Here is a 16,034-nt window from a genome sequence, read left to right as displayed (position 1 = left end):
GGACGGCGCCCCGACGCCTCCCGGCGGCCGCCACGTCCACGAGCACCCCGCGCACGAGCTCGTCCCCGCCGCGCTGGGCCCGCGAGCCGCGGGGACCTCAGCGCAGGTAGGCCGCCAGCACCCGGGCAGCCCCGTCCACGACGTCGCGGTGCACGACCTCGAACCCGTGCGTCGACAGCGTCGGCAGCCCGAGCGCGACGGCCCGCGCCACCTGGCCGACGGTGGAGGAGTCCGAGGCGTCGCTGCCGTAGGAGCCGAGGACCGCGCGCTGCGCCGGCACGCCCTGCTGCTCCGCGAGCTCGACGAGCCGGTCGGCGCAGCGACGGTCGTAGACGGCCGTGGCGTCGGCGTACGGGACGACGACCCCGGGGTGCAGCGACGTCCCGTACTCGTCCTCGGCGGGGGCGACGTCCAGGGCGAGCACCTCCTCGCCGGGCAGGGTCCGGTCCGCGTACGCCGCGCCCACGCCGCCGACCTCCTCGCGCGTGCTGAAGACGGCGTACACGTCGCACGCGGGCCCACCCTCCCGCCGCAGCAGGCGCAGCGCCCGCAGGAGGACGACCAGCGCGAGGCGGTCGTCGAGGAAGAAGCACCCGGTGAACCCGCCGAGGTCGACGAGCTCGCGCCGGCTGCGGTGCACGCAGACGCGGCTGCCGACGTGGACGCCCGCGTCGGCCAGCTCCCGCGGGGAGCGGCCGGTGAACACCCGCACGTCGGTCCAGGTCATCGCGCGGTCCCCCCCGTCGGGCTTGGTCGCCCACACCTGCGGGGTCTCCCGCGTCGTGTGCTCCGAGCCGAGCACGAGCGCGCCCGTCACCACCTCGGCGTCGCCCAGCACGTCGACCGGCCCCAGCCCGAAGTTCGCGGGGTACATCGTCCCCAGCGGCTGCACGTGCAGGTCGCCGTCGGGCGCCACGCGCTTGACGACCAGCGCCAGCTCGTCCAGGTGCGCGGTCACGCGCACCGCTCCCCGCGCGCTGCCCGCCGGCCCGTCCAGCAGGCCGACGAGGTTGCCCGCGGCGTCCACCCACGAGCGGTCCACCAGCGGCGCCAGCTCCCGCGCGCACACGTCGCGGACCGCCTCCTCGTCACCGCCGGGACCGTACGTGCGCAGCAGCTCCTGCAGCAGGTCGCGCGTCGCCGCGTCCACGCCGCCCCCTCAGCCCCGCCGCACCAGGCCGCGCGCCAGCAGGACCGCCGCGGCCAGCCCCGCGGCCGCCCCCAGCGGCCGGCGGTGCCGCTGCGCCCACACCTGCGGGCTGCGCGACCACGACCGCTCGTCGAAGATCCCGTGCGCGCCGTGGTCGCCGGGCACCGGCTCGTCGAGGCAGTCGCCGACCATCGCGCTGGCGGGCAGGTCGGTCTGCTGACCGGACACGCCCGTGCGGCCCAGGTAGCGGTCCAGCAGGGCGGGGGCCAGGTGGTTGCCGAGGATGGTGCCGACGGTGGCCTCGCCGACCCACGTCTCCCGGCGGGGGCGCTCGGCGACGTCGACGACGACGGGCGCGCACACCTCCGGCTGGTAGATCGGCGCGACCGGCTGCGGGTGCTTCGGCAGCTTCGAGCGCACCCACCCGAACTGGGTCGTGTTCATCCCGGGCATGTGGACGAGGGACACCGTCACGGAGCTGCCCTCGGACAGCAGGTCGGTGATGACGCTCTCGGTGAACCCCTGGACCGCGTGCTTGGCCCCGCAGTACGCCGACTGCAGCGGGATCCCGCGGTGCGCGAGCGCGGAGCCGACCTGCACGACCGTCCCGCGGTCGCGCGGCACCATCCGCTTGAGGGCGGCGCGGGTGCCGTTGACGTAGCCGTAGTAAGTGGTGCGGGTGGCGCGGTCGAAGTCGGCGGGGTCGACGTCCCAGAACTTCGCGAAGACGCTGGCCATCGCGTTGTTCACCCACACGTCGATCGGCCCGAGGCCGGCCTCGACGCGGGCGGCGGCGGACTCGACGGCCTCGGCGTCGCCCACGTCGCACGGCACCGCCAGGCCCCGGCCGCCGGCGGCCTCGACGTCGGCGACCGCTCCCGCGAGGCCCTCGGCGCCGCGCGCCAGGACGGCCACGTCGTACCCGCGGGCGGCGAACTCCCGCACGACCGCGCGCCCCAGACCCGCTGACCCGCCCGTCACGACGGCGACCCGCCGCCCGCTCCCGTTCCCCGATGCGCTCACCCGCCGACCCTCGCAGCCGGTGCGCGACCCGGCACGCCGAGCCGGGAGGGGGGTCAGCCGGCCGTGCCCGGGGAGCCGGTGTCCAGGTCGACGGTCTCGTTCTCGCCGACGTCCGGGCGCCTGCCCCGCAGCTTGCTGGTGGCCAGGGCGAGCAGGGTGGTGACGGTGCCGCCGGGGGTGTCCCAGTACTCCGCGCTCTGGGCGTGCACCCTGATGAGCGCCAGGCCCGGCGTCCCCGGGCCGTCCGGGAACCAGGCCGCCAGGCCCGGGTTCCACAGCTCTTCGGCCTTGGCCCGGTCGTGGACCACCTCGGCCGTACCGGCCAGCGACAGCCAGGCGTCGCGGGTGGCGAAGGCGGCGTTGACCGGGGAGCCGTGCCGCACCTGGGCGACCTTGGCGGAGTCGTCGTCGGCGGCGAACCACAGGTCGCCGTCGAAGCGCACCTGCTGCACGGCCATGGGGCGGCTGACCAGCCGCCCGTCCTCGGTGGTGGTGGTCAGCATGCAGGTCTTGATGTCGGCGATGATGTCGGCGACCTTCTCGACGCCGTCGCGCTCGTCGGCCACGGTCCCTCCCCGGTCCTCGGCTGGTCGTGCTCGGTCACGTCGGTGATCGCGACGGTGGGCGCGGGGGCGGGGGGCGGCAACAGCGCCGCGGGGTCCCGGCCCCCTGCCGTCAGTCGCCGTCGGGCTGGGCGCGCTCGGGCAGCTGCTTGGCGGCGTCGTAGGCCAGGTGCAGCAGGTCGGAGCCGAAGACGGCGGTGAGCATGGCGGCGACGCTGCGCGTCAGCCGCGGGGCGAGGACCCCGCCGGCCACGAGGCCGGTCGCCACCCACACCGACGTGCAGAACGGGCAGGTCAGCAGCTCGCCGACGGAGTGGCGCAGGCCGCTGCCGCGGACCTCCTCCATGTTCTCCCCGTCGCCGGCCGGGCCGACGAAGCGGGTGAAGGGGGCGCGGAAGGGCGCGGTGACGGCGTCCTTGGAGATGAGCCGGCTGGCCTTGTGGGTGGCCACGGTGAGCAGGAACAGGTCCTGGGCGCTGAAGCGGTCGGGCATCTCGCGGCCGAGGCCGCGCGCCAGCAGCGCCGCGCCGCCCACGCCGCCGGCGAAGACGCCCATGAGGGTGAGGAACCCGCCGAGCGGGCGCTCCTCGTCGCCCTGGTAGGCGTCCTGGACGTCGGTCAGGCGGGTGTGCAGGGCGTGCAGGTGCTCGCGCGCCCGCAGCGGGACGTCGGGGGTGTCGGTGGCCATGCCCCCGACCATCACCCGGCCGCGCCGCTCCCACCACCCGGCGGCCGCCACCGGGCCCGCCCGCGGCGCGTGCGCCACGATGACCGCGTCCGCCCCCCAGACCCCAGGAGGTCCCCCGTGCCCGCTCCCGTCCTCGCCACGACGACGTGACCGCCGGCCCTCGCGCCGTCCGGTCGGGTGGCCCCGCAGCAGCACCGCTCCTCCCCCCGCGCCGCCGCCTGCTGGCCGCGGCCGGTTCCTCCGCCCTCCTCGCGGGCCTCACCGCCTGCGGCGGGCGCACCTCCCCCGTCTCCTCCGCCGCCTCCCCCTCCGGGAGCGGCGGGCAGCTGACCGTCGGGGCGATCCCCGACCAGGACCCGGAGGTCCTGCAGCGCCTGTACGGCACCCTCGCGGACTCGATGGCCGCGGCCACCGGCCTGGACGTCGCCTACCGGCCCGTCACCGACTACGCCGCCGCGGTGTCCCTGTTCCGCACCGGCGACCTGGACCTCGTCTGGTTCGGCGGCCTGACCGGGGTGCAGGCGCGCCGGCAGACCCCCGGCGCCGTGGTCCTGGCCCAGCGCGACATCGACACCGCGTTCCGCTCGGTGTTCGTGGTGAACACCGCCACCGGCCTGGCGCCGTCGGACGACCTGACCGCGCTGGCGGGGCTGCGGTTCACCTACGGCAGCCAGACCTCGACGTCCGGGTTCCTCATGCCCGCGCACTCCCTGACCGAGCAGGGCGTGGACCCGCGCGGCTTCCCCGGCGGCCCGGCGTTCAGCGGCTCGCACGACGCGACGCTGCAGCTGGTCGCCTCCGGCAGCTACGAGGCCGGCGCGCTCAACGAGCAGGTGTGGACCGCCCGCAGCGCCGAGGGCGCCGTCGACCCGGCCGTCGGGGTCTACGCCCGGACCCCGCCGTACCACGACTACCACTGGCTGCTCGGCCCGCGGGCCGTCGAACGGCTGGGCGAGGACCTGCCCGACCGGCTCACCGGCTACCTGCTCGGGCTCTCGGCCGACGACCCGGACGACGCGCAGGTGCTCGACCTGTTCGGCGCCGGCGCGTTCGTCCCGGCGCGGGCGTCCGACCACGCCGAGATCGAGGAGATCGGCGAGCAGCTGGGGCTCCTCTGAGCGCCGCCCTGCGGCTGTCCGGTGTCGAGGTCCGCCACGGCGGCACGACGGCCCTGGCCGGGCTCGACCTCGTGGTCGGGCGCGGCGAGCGGGTCGCCGTGGTGGGGCCCTCGGGCGCCGGGAAGTCGACGCTGATCGGTGTGCTCACCGGGTCGGTGACGCCCACCGCGGGCGCGGCGCAGGTCCTCGGCGCCGACCCGTCCGCCCTGTCCGGGCGCGCGCTGCGGCGGCTGCGCGCGCGGGTGGGCACCGTCCACCAGCACCTGGAGCTGGTGGGCCCGCTGCGCGTGGTCCACAACGTCAACGCCGGCCGGCTGGCGGACTGGCCGGCGTGGCGGGCGGCGTGGTCGCTGCTGCGCCCGCAGGGCCTGCCCGAGGTGCTCGACGCGCTGGAGCGGGTGGACCTGGCCGACCGGGCGTTCGAGCGCACCGAGCGACTGTCCGGCGGGCAGCGGCAGCGGGTCGCGGTGGCCCGGGTGCTCGTGCAGCGCCCCGAGCTGGTGCTGGCCGACGAGCCGGTGTCCGCGCTGGACCCCGCCCTGGCCGGGCGGGTCCTGGCGCTGCTGACGGAGCTGGCCGCCGAGCGCGGCGGCGCCCTGGTCACCGCGCTGCACGACCCCGCGCTGGCGCTGCGGCACTGCGACCGCGTCGTCGGCCTCGTCGGCGGCCGCCTCGTCCTGGACGCCCCGGCCGCCTCGCTGAGCGCCGCGGACCTCGCGGACTTCTACGGGGTCGGCGCGTGAGCACGGCGATCGCCGCCCCTCGGCTGCGCCGGTCGCGCGCGCGGTGGGCGTGGGGGCTGGGCGCCGCCGCCCTCGTGCTGTGGTCGCTGGCCGGGACGGGGGTGTTCTCCGGCGACGTGCTCAACCCGGCGGGGCTGCGCCAGGCGGGCCGCTCCGCCGCCGGGGCGCTGTCCCCGGACCTGTCGGCCGAGTTCGTCCGGGTGCTGCTGACGAGCGCCCTGGTGACGGTCGCCTACGCAGTGCTGGGTGCCGCGCTGGCCGTCCTGCTGGGCGCGACGGGCGCCGTCGTCCTGGCCCGCCGCACGTGGGGGCGCCGGCGCGCGGGCTGGACGCTGGCGCGCGCCGCCGTGGCCGTGCCGCGCGGCCTGCACGAGGCGGTGTGGGGGCTGCTGCTGGTCAACGTCCTCGGCTTGGACCCGTGGGTGGGGGTGCTGGCCATCGGGGTCCCCTACGGCGCGGTGACCGCGAAGGTGTTCGCGGACCTGCTCGACGAGGTGCCCCGCGGCGCCCACGAGGCGCTGCGGGCCGCGGGGGCGGGGCGGGCGGCGGCCGCGCTGTACGGGCTGCTGCCGCCGGCCGCGGGCGCCCTGCTGGCGTACGCGTCCTACCGGCTGGAGTGCGCGGTGCGCTCGGCCGTCGTCCTCGGCCTGGTCGGCGCGGGCGGCCTGGGCTACCAGCTGTCGCTGTCGTTCAGCTCGCTGCGCTGGGACCAGGTGTGGAGCTGCGTGTACGCGCTGACGCTCCTGTGCGTGGGCGCCGTCGTCGCCGGCCGGGCCGTGCGCCGCCGCCTGGCCGACCCGCCGCCGGTGGCCGGGGACCGGCTGCGCCGCGACCGCGGGCTGGTCGCGGCGGTGCTCGCGGTGCCGGTGCTCGTGGCGTGGTCGTGGTGGTACCTGGCGCTGCGCCCGGCGACCCTCGTCGCGGACCGCACCGGCGAGCAGCTGGCGCTGCTGCTGTCCCTGGCCTGGCCGCCGGACGTGTCGGAGCCGCTGCTGGGCTCCCTGGCCGCCGCCGCCGTCGTCACGGTGCAGGTGTCCGTGGTCGCGGTGGCGCTGGCCACCGCGGGGGCGGTGCTGCTGTCCGGGGTCGCCGCCCGCCCGCCGCGCCGGCCCGGGCCGCTGCGGTGGGCCGCCGGGGCGCTGGTGCGGGGCGTCCTGCTGCTGCTGCGGGCCGTGCCGCCGCCGGTGCACGCGCTGGTCCTGCTGTTCGTGCTGCGGCCCGGGCCGCTGCCGGGGGCGCTCGCGCTGGGCGTCTACACCCTCGGCGTCCTGGGACGGCTGACCGCCGAGACCCTCGAGGAGCTGGACCGCCGGCCCGCGCGGGCGCTGGAGGCGCTGGGCGCGGGCCCGGTCGGCGGCTGGCTGTACGGCACCGCGCCGCGCGCGGCCGGGCCCGTGCTCGCCCACGCCCTGTACCGGTGGGAGGTCGCCGTGCGGGACACGGTCCTCGTCGGGCTGCTCGCCGGCGGCGGGCTGGGCGCCGTGCTCGCCACCGGCCTGCAGACCTTCGACTGGCCCGCGGTGACGACGACCCTCGCGGTGCTGGTGGCGCTGACCCTGGCCGTGGACCTGGTCAGCGACCGGGCGCGGGCGGTGGTGCGCTGACGGGTGGAGCGTCCGCGGCGCCGACCCTGACAGCCAGCCTGCGGGCTGTCCGCGGGGTGCGGCGTGTCGCGCCCCCTGCGACGGCGTGTCGCGCGGTGCCCGCAGGCTGGCTGTCAGCCCCGGTCCGCCGGCCGGCCGGGCGGCCGTAGGTTCACCTCGGTGAGCGAGGCGCAGCCCGGTGTCCGGCGGACCCGCAACCCGCGGGGGGAGGGCTCGCGGCTGCGCGGGGAGATCCTCGACGCGGCGCGCGAGCTGCTGCAGGAGGGCTCGGGCGCGGTGACGCTGCGGGCGGTGGCGCGCGCGGCGGGGATCAGCGCCCCGTCGATCTACCGGCACTTCGAGGACGTGGACGCGGTCCTGCGCGCGGTCGTGGACGAGGCGTTCGCGGACCTCGCGCGGCGGCTGCGGGAGGCCGCGGCGGGCGCGTCCACGCCGGTGGGGCGGCTGGTCGCGGTGTGCGAGGGGTACCTGGACTTCGCCCGCGAGCAGCCGCAGCGCTACCGGCTGATGTTCGGCGGGGTGTGGGACGCCTCCGCCGGCGCCGACGAGGCCCAGCGCGCCGAGCGCGCCGGTATGGGCATGGACGCCTTCGCCGTCCTCGTCGAGCGCCTGGCCGAGTGCGTGGAGGCGGGCGCCTCCACCAGCGCGGACGTGCCCGCGGACGCGGTCGCGCTGTGGGTGGGGCTGCACGGCCTGGCGGACCTGCGGACGACGACGCCGCTGTTCCCGTGGCCCGAGGGTCTGGCCGACTCGCTGGTCAGGTCGCTGTCACGCCTGGACGAGGGGCCCCTGCGCGAGGCGTGAGCGGCGTCGCTGCACGTGGCAGGTGACGGCGGTGCCGACGGCCACGAGGACCACGGCGCCGGCGACGACGGGGTCGAGGCTGCGGGTGAGGCTGCGCTCGGGGTCGTCGGCGGTCCGCCACACCAGCAGCAGCGTCGCCTGGGCGGTGGCGAGAACGGTGACCCAGACGCGCGCGGGACCGAGCTGCGGGTCGCGCCAGGCACCGGCGGCGACCACGGCGATCGGCGCGGTGGCGACGAACGCGAACCCGGTGGCGACGAGGGCCGCGGAGGACCACGCGGCCACGGTGGTGGCCAGGGGGCCGGGACGGCGGGCGGTGGTGCGCGGGCGCTGGACGGTCGTGGTGCTCATCGGGTCCTCCGGAGTCGTGGCGGCGGGGCCGGGAGGCGGTGGAGACTGGCCGCGGCACCTCCCGTGAACAGTCGTTAACTTACACCTGTGAGGCGATCTGTGGTGGAGAACGTGAGCACCGTCCCGGCCGACCAGCGGCGATCCCTGCACCTGGTGGGCTCCCTGTCCCAGTTCCCCGACGCCGAGCGGGCGCTGGCCTGGCAGGTGCAGGAGCTGTCCGGCCGGCTGCGCCGGCTCACCGGCGGGGAGACCGGCGACCGCTCCCGGTGGGTGGTCTCCACCGTGCAGCGCCTCGCGCAGCAACCGGTCCTGCGGCGCACCCGCGCCGGGGACTGGGCCGACTACGACGACGTCGACCGCTTCGCGGTGCGCCGCGGCCTGCGCCTGCGCCCGGAGCACCTGGACCTGCGGATTGCCGAGCACGCCGAGGAGGAGCTGCGCGTGCTCGCGGCCTCCGGGCACCCCGCGACGCCCGACCTGCCCCTGCAGGTGGGGGTGCCCGGCCACCTGGACCTGGCGCTGTTCGCCTTCGGCCCGGCCGCGGTGCCCCGCACCGCGGGCGTCGTGCGCCGGGCCCTGCGCCGCGAGCTGTCCCGCGTGGCCGCCGCGGGCGGGTCCTCGGTCGTCCTGCAGCTGGAGGTGCCCGTCGAGCTCGTCGCGGTCACCGCCGCGCCCGCCCCGCTGCGGCCCGCGCTCGCGCGGGTGCTGGCCCGGCAGGTGGTGCGCCCGGTCGCCGACGCGCCCGCGGGCACCCGCTGGGGCGTGCACCTGTGCCTGGGCGACCTGGGGCACCGCGCCCTGCGGCAGCTGCCGGACGCGGCGCCCCTGGTCCACCTGACCGCCGCCCTGGTGCGCGCCCGGCCGGCGGGACGGCCGTTGGAGTTCGTGCACCTGCCGTTCTCCGGCGGGGACGCGCCGCCGCCCGTGGACCCCGCCTTCTACGCCCCGCTGCGCGCACTGCGCGACGTCGTGCCCGCCGACGTGCGGGTGGTCGCCGGGCTGGCCCACGAGGAGCAGGCGCCCGCCGACCAGGACCGGGTCCTCGCCCTCGTCGAGGACGCCCTCGGCCGGCGGGTCGACGTGGCGACCTCCTGCGGGCTGGGCCGGCGCTCGCCCGCCGCCGCGGAGGCCGCGGTGCGGGCGTCGACGCGCCTGCTCGACGTCTGACGCGCCGGCCCGCGCGCCGTCAGAGCGACTGGCCGCCCGACAGCTCGATGCGCGTGCCGTTGGCCCACCGCATCCCGTCGCCCAGCAGCGCCGGCACGGCCGCGCCGATGTCGTCGGCCTCCCCGACCCGGCCCAGCGCGATGGCGCCGGCGACGGCCCGGTGGACCTCCTCGACGTCGCGCACCACGCCGCCGCCGAAGTCGGTGGCGATGGCGCCCGGCACGAGCGCGTTGACGCGGATCCCGCGCGGGCCCAGCTCGGCGGCCTGGTAGCGGGTCAGGACCTCCACGGCGCCCTTCGCGGCGGCGTAGGCGGCGTAGCCGGGGTTGGTGAAGCGGGCCAGGCCGGAGGAGACGTTGAGGACGCGCCCGCCCTCGGTCATCAGCGGCAGCAGCGCCTGCGTCAGCAGGAACGGCGCGCTGACGTGCACGCGCAGCATCTGCTCGACCTGCTCCGCGGTCGTCTCCGCGTAGGGCGCGAAGAGGCCGAACCCGGCGAAGTGGACGACGGCGTGCAGGTGCTCGGCACCCGCCGCGCGCACCGCGTCGGCGACCTCGCCGGCGAACGCCCCGAACGTCGAGGCGTCCTCGACGTCCAGGCGCAGCGCCGCGGCGGGAACGCCCGCGGCGCGCACCTCCTCGACCATCGCGTCGGCCTCGGCCCGGTTGGACTGGTACGTGCCGATGACGCCGGTACCGGCGGCGGCCAGGTGCCGGGCGGCGCTGCGGCCGAGGCCGCGGCTGGCGCCGGTGACCAGGACGACGCGCTGCGGGGTGCTCTCGGTGGTGGTGCTCACGGGGATCGTCCTCCCTGTCGGTGGTGGGCTTGCCCGTCCAGCGTGCGGGGGTCCCGACGGGTCTCAGGCGTACAGCCGAGCCCCGGACCGGCAGTCCGTGCCTGGCGCGCGGCGAGCCGGTCATGCTCGGGTCATGAGCACCGGGGACCGTCGGGCGCTGGGCGACTTCCTGCGACGCCGCCGCGAGCAGCTGCAACCCTCCGACGTCGGCCTGGTCGCCGGCGGGCGCCGGCGCGCGCCGGGTCTGCGCCGCGACGAGGTGGCCGTGCTGGCGGCCATCTCCACCGACCACTACGAGCGCATCGAGCAGGCCCGCGGATCGCGCCCGTCGCCGGAGGTGCTGGGCGCGATCGCCCGCGCGCTGCGCCTGACCCTCGACGAGCGCGACCACGTCCACCGCCTCGCCGGGCAGGCGCCCCCGCCGCGGCACCGCGCGCAGGGCTGGGTCGACGCCGGCCTGATGTGCGTGCTGGACGCCCTCGCCCCGACGGTCCCGGCGCTGGTGACCGACGACCTCAGCACGGTGCTCGCGCAGAACCCCCTCAACGTCGCGCTGCTGGGGCCGTTCGCCGCCGAGCGGGGCCTGCGCCGCGCGTTCGTGTACCGGTGGTTCACCGACCCCGGGCTGCGCGGGCGCTACGACGCCGCGCAGCACGAGCAGCTCGGCCGCGAGTACGTGGCCGACCTGCGCCTGGCCAGCGGCGCCCGCGCCGGCGACCCGGACGTGCGCGCGCTCGTGGACGCCCTCACCGCCGAGAGCGCGGAGTTCCGCGAGGTCTGGGCTCTGCACGAGGTCGGCGCCCGGCGCACCACCCGCAAGGTCCTGCACCACCCGCAGGTCGGCCGCCTGGAACTGGAGTGCGACCTCGTCGTCAGCCCGCCGTCCGGGCAGAGCCTCGTGCTGTTCCGCCCCCAGCCGGGGACGGGCACCGCCGAGCGGCTGGAACTGCTGCGGGTGGTGGGGACGCAGGACCTGGCGCCGGAACCATCGCGCTGAAGCCCGGGAGGCTGACAGCCAGCCTGCACGGACTGCGCGACACGCCGTCGCAGCGACCGCGACACGCCGCCTGGCCCCGAGTTCTTGCAGGCTGGCTGTCAGCCCGCGACGCTCACGCGTCGGCGGCCCACGCGGGGACGGCGCTGGCCGACGCGCACGACGACGCCCCGACCTCGTGCGGGTCGCCGTCCTCCACCCCGGCCGGACCCGGCCCGGACATGGGCGCGTACCCCCGACCGGACGCTGCACATCCCCCCGGCCACGGCACTCCTGGGCACTCCTCGGCTGACGGAACGGGGCCCGGTCCGCGCGTGGTCGAGGCCCGAACCGGAGCCCGGCACCGCCGTCCTGGCCGGGCAGGGCGTGACCAGGTCACCACCCCTTGACGCGCATCTCCGCGCGGAGGAACGTATCTGGGCGTCCAGCAGGTGCGACACGGCCCTGAACGGTGGACGTCCACGCGGGCCGGTGTGGTCGAGGAGGACCGATGCCCGGGATAGCCACCCAGTTCGTCGTCCTCGACCGCGCCATCGAGCGGATGGAGACCTCGAGCGAACCGGCGGTCACGGCCGTCGCGGCAGTCATGCGAGCCCACCCGGAGTTCGCAGCGCTGGGCGCCGTCGGGCCGTCGTTCGCAGACTTCATCCCCAGCGACCCGCCGGGCGAGGGACCCTCTGCACCGCAGGGGCCGTACGCATCCCTGTGGACGCAGGTGCTGGCCATCGCGGGAGGCGACGGCACCTCGGCCGACCCGGGAGCGCTCCACGTCATCAACGAGATGCGGCGGCTGCTCGACCGGCTCGACCAGATCGTCGCTGACGAGGACCTGGGCGCGCTGCAAGACCTCCAGGACAGCGGGGAGGTCGCCGTCATCGAGTCGCTCGCCGACCAGCTCAAGACCATCGTCGACTCGCTCCTGCCCCGGGTCGCCGCGATCGGGACCGCGATCACGACCGGCATGCGTCCGGCGGTCAACGTCCCGGTCGGTACCGTGCCGCCCGCTCCCGTGGTCTGGACGCCGCGCGAGTGGCTCCACTGGAAGCACCCCGGGAAGTTCGCCACCGCACTGCTCGAGCGTGCCCGCGAGACCGGAGACGACAGGTTCCTGGCCTACGCGTACGGCTACCTGTGCTCGGTGTCGACCAGCGTGGGCTTCAGCCCGTTCCTCAACTCCACCGTCGGGTCCTCGTACCGCCAGCAGTGGTGGCGTGCGCGTTGGGTGTCCAACTACGTCGACGTGTGGGCGCACGGGTTCTACCGGACGCCGGCCAGCATGAACGGCGACACCCCGACCCCCGGGTACGCCGCCTTCACCCCGCTCTGCAACGCCCGCCTGCACGACCGGATCGCTCTCGCCCCCATGGACCCGGTCGCGGTCATGGCCGGCCTGCGCCGAGGTGACCCGTTCCCCGCCGTGCTGCCGGACGACTTCGCCGACTTCTGGATGGCGGCCTGGGAACGGGCCTACGGGCCGCCACCGCTGACCAGCCGGTTCCGCAAGCCGGCTCTCAACGGCGCCTACTGCATGACGTGGATGAAGTTGTGGTTCCAGACCAGTGGGGACGTCGTCGGCTGCGCGCCCCCACCGCTCGGCGGACCACCCGGGGACTGCGGTCCGGTGCCGTCGTGGGTGGATCCCAACGTTCCGGGCGACCCGGGCAGCGGCTCCGGACCTGCGGTGCCGGAACCGGAGCTCGACCCGGACGTGGGTGAGATCGTCAGCGGAGTCGTCCTGGCGGTGCTCGGCATCGCATCGCTGTTCTTCGGTGGTGGGGCCGCCGGTGCCGCAGCGGTGATCGCGGGCGTCGCCCTGGTGATCGACGGCGCCACCCAGATCGACTGGGCCAGACTCCGCTGCGACCTCTACTGGTTGCGGCAGTACTTCAACAACGGGCTGCGCGCGCTCCACGACCTGCTCACCCTCGGGGCCTTCAGCCACCCCTACCCCGGCGAGCTCGCCCTGGACACCACCACGATCACGCTGCTCGGCGTCCCGTACACCTTCGACTCGGGCAAGCGGCTCGCCAAGTCCCGGCCGCTGTTCCCCGACGGGCTGGAAGGCCCAGCCATCCACCGCCGGGCCGGACCGTTCCCCACGAAGGCGTGGGACGGCTCGCTGGGCACCTGGACGCGGATGCCGAACGCGAGCTCACCGGGCGTCGAGCAGCCGGAGACGACGGCCTACCTGCGCGCGGAGTACCCCCCGTTCGCCTTGGACGACGCCGCGGCCAACCCGCTCACGCCGGACAACGACGTCAAGACCGGGACCACCTGGCCGCCGGGTGAGCGACGGGTCCCCGGCACCCAGCTGCCGGTGACGTTCGCCAACGCGGTCGACAACGCGATCGACCTCATGACGAACGCGACCGACGTCCCGGACTGGAACCTCGACGGCGACCGCGGGACGGCTTGGCTCACCTGGCAGGTGCGGGGCGCGATGAGCGACCCGGTCGCCGTGGAGCCGGAGCCGTGAGCGGACTCGGCAGAACGGACCCGGGTGGCTTCGTCCGCGACGAGCACCGTGACGACGAGGACGTGACTCCCGAGCAGTTCGACGAGCGGCGCGCCGAGGAGGTCCGCCGGCGCACGGAGGAGTACCTCGCCCTGCTGCAGCGATGGGTGCGCGGCCGGGGGCCCGGTGCCGACCGGAACGGACGGCTGCCGCCGGTCACCCCGTTCCTGCTGGTACGGCACGCCCTGTCGGACATCGGCGCCAGGCCGGTCCCACCGGGCGTCGCGTACTGGACCTCGCCGGACATCCGGGTGCTCTCCTCGGACCCGGCGGGCAACCCCGTCGCCGGCGAGCAGAACACCCTCATCGCCCGGGTCCTCAACCTGGGGGCGTTCCAGGCCGTCCCTGTACAGGTCCAGTTCCACTGGGCCGACCCGTCGATGGGCCTGGTCCCCGAGAGCATGCACTTCATCGGTGAGGAATGGGTTGACGTGCCGTCCCTGAGCTCGGTCGAGGTGCCCTGTCCGGTGCCCTGGGTCCCCGCGTTCGTCAACGAGGGCCACGAGTGCGTGGTGGTGAGCGTCTCCAGCTGGATCGCCGACCCGATCCGGGCGCCCTTCAGCCCGGCGACGGACCGGCACGTCGGTCAGCGCAACCTCCACGTGATCGACCCGTCAGCCGCGGCGCGGACGACCTACTCGCTGACCCTGACGAACGCGTTCCCGTTCGCCGTCACGGCGGAGGTCGTCGTCCGTCCGCACCGCCTGGCGCTCACCGGACGGGGTGAGGTGAGCGACCTGGCGAACGCGGCCGTGTCGTTCACCGACGCCGCCCGACTCACGCCCGCGGCCATGCTCGAGCACCACCGGCCCGGGACCCAGGGTCACCGGATCGCGGCCGGCGCCGTGCGCCGAGCCCGCCGCCACCCCGTCAGGACCGGGCCGGCGTTCACGGACCGCCCCGACGAGACGCTGGTCCGGCACGTGCAGGTCGAGGACACCGGTCAGGAGGGGCGACTGGAGCGCACGGTCGACGAGCGGTTCGCCGCGGCCCTCCTCGAGCAGGGCGGCTCGGCACCGCAGGACGGCGCCCGCGCCCTCGGGGTCCCGCTGGAGGCCGGCACGTCCCGGACGGTCGCCGCCCGCGTGGCGGCACCCGACGACCTGCGCGACGACGAGGTCGTCGTCGTGCACCTGCAGCAGCGCGTCGGCGGGGTGGTCCTGGGCGGCTACACCGTCGTGGTCGCGTCGAGGACCTGACGCGAGCGCCGTCACCGCGGCGCCTCCCGCACCACCCACCAGCAGGAGCAGCCAACCAGCCGCACGACAGGAGGAGAGCGGATGCCCCCCGACGACACGGACCTGCGCGATCTGGTGATCAGCGAGGTCGACGACGCGCGAGACATCTACGAGCTCGCGCAGCAGCTCGAGCAGTTCATGCCGATCGAGTCGTTCGACCGGCTGGCCGAGGCCACCAGGGACCGCCGATTGCGGTTCCGGGACACCGAGTTCGACGTCGAGTCGTTGCGCGGCCTGCTCCCGTCGATCGCCTTCCCGGTCGCCGACCTGCGCAGCATGGTGGCCCGGTTGGGCGAGCTCGTCCGCGGCGTGCCGCCGACTCTCGGCGTCGACCTGGACAGCGAGAGCGGTGTTGCGCGCATGCGGCGCGCCCGTGGTGAGCTGCTGCCGGGGGTAGCCCCCCGGCGCGACAACGCGGTCGCGGTCGCGGTCGCGTCGTTGCGCGGCCAGGAGCCGTCCGACACCACCGTCCCGACCGGTCCCGAGCAGTAGGGAGTGAACAGATGGCTCTCATCGGAGGCGTCATCCGCAACGCCAGCACCCACGTCGCCCTGCCCTTCGCCAACGCGTGCGTCACCGGGACCTTCAACTGCGCCGCGACGGACGGCAACGGCATCTGGAACGCCGACTGGGGGTACGAGGGCATCAGCGTCACGCACTCCGCGGGCGGGTTCGACTCCGCCACCGTGAACTTCACCTCAGCCGACATCGCGTACTTCCCCGCCTACGGGATCAACGGCTACTGGAAGGTGGTCGAGCTGAGGCCCCAGCCGCCCACGGCGACGTCGTGCTTCGTCGGGGACACTCCGGTGCTGATGGCCGACGGCACCTCCCGGCCCATCGAGCTGGTCGGGGTCGGCGACGAGGTGCTCGACGTGGAAGGCCGCGTCAACACCGTGGTCGGCGTCGAGAGGCCGACCCTCGGGGACCGGGCGCTCCACGGGTTCGACGGCGGCCGGCCGTTCGTCACCGCCGAGCACCCGTTCGCCTCCGACGACGGCTGGCGGTGCGTCGATCCGTGGGCCCTGGCTGCCGAGGGCGTCGCGCTCCGGGCGAGGGAGCTGCGTGCCGGGGACCGCCTGTACCGGGTCGTGGGGGTCGAGGTGCTGGTGTCGGCTGGCCGGTCCGAGCGGCGCCCGTGCGCCGCGCTGCGCGCCGTCACCTCCGTCAGCGTGGCGGCGGCCGACCCGGCAACGGTCGTGCACAACCTGCTGCTGGACGGCACCCACACTTACGTCGCGGGCGGGTGGGTGGTCCACAACAAGGGGTCGCACTGATCC

16 protein-coding genes are annotated in these 16,034 nt (G+C 76.1%); 10 read left to right on the top strand and 6 right to left on the bottom strand.

Going from position 1 to position 16,034, the window contains the following annotated elements; translation table 11 throughout:
* Positions 1-97: 97 nt before the first annotated feature.
* From AB8M62_RS11010 to AB8M62_RS10995, 4 genes are all read right to left on the bottom strand, one after another.
* Positions 98-1,150: a peptidase M42 gene (locus AB8M62_RS11010; protein ID WP_369069580.1), complete on the bottom strand. Its 1,053-nt coding sequence runs from the start codon at positions 1,148-1,150 to the stop codon at positions 98-100.
* A 9-nt stretch (positions 1,151-1,159) separates the two neighbouring features.
* Complete coding sequence (locus AB8M62_RS11005; protein ID WP_369069579.1) at positions 1,160-2,173, bottom strand: SDR family oxidoreductase; 1,014 nt, start codon at positions 2,171-2,173, stop codon at positions 1,160-1,162.
* A gap of 53 nt (positions 2,174-2,226) precedes the next feature.
* Positions 2,227-2,739, bottom strand: a complete 513-nt coding sequence (locus AB8M62_RS11000) for a pyridoxamine 5'-phosphate oxidase family protein (RefSeq protein WP_369055298.1) — start codon at positions 2,737-2,739, stop codon at positions 2,227-2,229.
* A gap of 109 nt (positions 2,740-2,848) precedes the next feature.
* Positions 2,849-3,424, bottom strand: coding sequence for a DUF1360 domain-containing protein (locus tag AB8M62_RS10995; protein WP_369055299.1), 576 nt, complete (start codon positions 3,422-3,424; stop codon positions 2,849-2,851).
* Between the two features lie 218 nt (positions 3,425-3,642).
* Here AB8M62_RS10995 and AB8M62_RS10990 point away from each other — a divergent pair, with 218 nt between their 5' ends.
* The 4 genes from AB8M62_RS10990 to AB8M62_RS10975 all read left to right on the top strand — a co-directional run bounded on the left by AB8M62_RS10990 (position 3,643) and on the right by AB8M62_RS10975 (position 7,693).
* On the top strand, positions 3,643-4,542 hold the full coding sequence (locus tag AB8M62_RS10990) for a putative selenate ABC transporter substrate-binding protein (protein WP_444881714.1): 900 nt from the start codon (positions 3,643-3,645) through the stop codon (positions 4,540-4,542).
* Between the two features lie 71 nt (positions 4,543-4,613).
* A complete protein-coding gene (locus AB8M62_RS10985; RefSeq protein ID WP_369069576.1) occupies positions 4,614-5,285 on the top strand; it encodes a phosphonate ABC transporter ATP-binding protein in 672 nt (223 codons plus the stop codon).
* A complete protein-coding gene (locus tag AB8M62_RS10980) occupies positions 5,282-6,889 on the top strand; it encodes a PhnE/PtxC family ABC transporter permease (RefSeq protein WP_369069574.1) in 1,608 nt (535 codons plus the stop codon). Before AB8M62_RS10985 ends, AB8M62_RS10980 begins: the two co-directional genes overlap by 4 nt.
* Positions 6,890-7,048: 159 nt before the next feature.
* Complete coding sequence (locus AB8M62_RS10975) at positions 7,049-7,693, top strand: TetR/AcrR family transcriptional regulator (protein ID WP_369069573.1); 645 nt, start codon at positions 7,049-7,051, stop codon at positions 7,691-7,693.
* On the opposite strand, the gene AB8M62_RS10970 is transcribed toward AB8M62_RS10975, so the two are convergent.
* A complete protein-coding gene (locus AB8M62_RS10970; protein ID WP_369069572.1) occupies positions 7,658-8,044 on the bottom strand; it encodes a hypothetical protein in 387 nt (128 codons plus the stop codon). The two genes, AB8M62_RS10975 and AB8M62_RS10970, sit on opposite strands and share 36 nt — an antisense overlap.
* A 111-nt stretch (positions 8,045-8,155) precedes the next feature.
* Here AB8M62_RS10970 and AB8M62_RS10965 point away from each other — a divergent pair, with 111 nt between their 5' ends.
* A complete protein-coding gene (locus AB8M62_RS10965) occupies positions 8,156-9,211 on the top strand; it encodes a hypothetical protein (protein WP_369069571.1) in 1,056 nt (351 codons plus the stop codon).
* A 19-nt stretch (positions 9,212-9,230) separates the two neighbouring features.
* Here AB8M62_RS10965 and AB8M62_RS10960 read toward each other — a convergent pair whose 3' ends face one another.
* On the bottom strand, positions 9,231-10,007 hold the full coding sequence (locus AB8M62_RS10960; protein ID WP_369069570.1) for an SDR family NAD(P)-dependent oxidoreductase: 777 nt from the start codon (positions 10,005-10,007) through the stop codon (positions 9,231-9,233).
* A gap of 133 nt (positions 10,008-10,140) precedes the next feature.
* On the opposite strand from AB8M62_RS10960, the gene AB8M62_RS10955 reads away from it, so the two are divergent.
* From AB8M62_RS10955 to AB8M62_RS10935, 5 genes are all read left to right on the top strand, one after another.
* The gene (locus AB8M62_RS10955) at positions 10,141-11,004 is read left to right on the top strand and encodes a helix-turn-helix domain-containing protein (protein ID WP_369055307.1); all 864 of its coding nucleotides are present in this window, start codon (positions 10,141-10,143) and stop codon (positions 11,002-11,004) included.
* 487 nt (positions 11,005-11,491) lie between these two features.
* Complete coding sequence (locus AB8M62_RS10950; RefSeq protein WP_369069569.1) at positions 11,492-13,477, top strand: hypothetical protein; 1,986 nt, start codon at positions 11,492-11,494, stop codon at positions 13,475-13,477.
* A 62-nt stretch (positions 13,478-13,539) separates the two neighbouring features.
* Complete coding sequence (locus tag AB8M62_RS10945) at positions 13,540-14,715, top strand: hypothetical protein (protein WP_369069567.1); 1,176 nt, start codon at positions 13,540-13,542, stop codon at positions 14,713-14,715.
* Between the two features lie 81 nt (positions 14,716-14,796).
* Positions 14,797-15,246, top strand: a complete 450-nt coding sequence (locus AB8M62_RS10940) for a hypothetical protein (protein WP_369069566.1) — start codon at positions 14,797-14,799, stop codon at positions 15,244-15,246.
* Positions 15,247-15,257: 11 nt separating this feature from the next.
* A complete protein-coding gene (locus AB8M62_RS10935; RefSeq protein WP_369069565.1) occupies positions 15,258-16,031 on the top strand; it encodes a Hint domain-containing protein in 774 nt (257 codons plus the stop codon).
* Positions 16,032-16,034 lie beyond the last annotated feature (3 nt).

The organism is Kineococcus terrestris (assembly GCF_041020755.1).
Lineage (GTDB): Bacteria > Actinomycetota > Actinomycetes > Actinomycetales > Kineococcaceae > Kineococcus > Kineococcus terrestris.
This window is presented reverse-complemented; position numbering and strand designations above follow the sequence as displayed.

Coding starts and splice junctions, on each gene's coding strand:
- AB8M62_RS10995 (WP_369055299.1), bottom strand. CDS start 3,424: ATGGCCACCGACACCCCCGACGTCCCGCTGCGGGCGCGCGAGCACCTG.
- AB8M62_RS10970 (WP_369069572.1), bottom strand. CDS start 8,044: ATGAGCACCACGACCGTCCAGCGCCCGCGCACCACCGCCCGCCGTCCC.
- AB8M62_RS10955 (WP_369055307.1), top strand. CDS start 10,141: ATGAGCACCGGGGACCGTCGGGCGCTGGGCGACTTCCTGCGACGCCGC.
- AB8M62_RS10950 (WP_369069569.1), top strand. CDS start 11,492: ATGCCCGGGATAGCCACCCAGTTCGTCGTCCTCGACCGCGCCATCGAG.
- AB8M62_RS10940 (WP_369069566.1), top strand. CDS start 14,797: ATGCCCCCCGACGACACGGACCTGCGCGATCTGGTGATCAGCGAGGTC.
- AB8M62_RS10935 (WP_369069565.1), top strand. CDS start 15,258: ATGGCTCTCATCGGAGGCGTCATCCGCAACGCCAGCACCCACGTCGCC.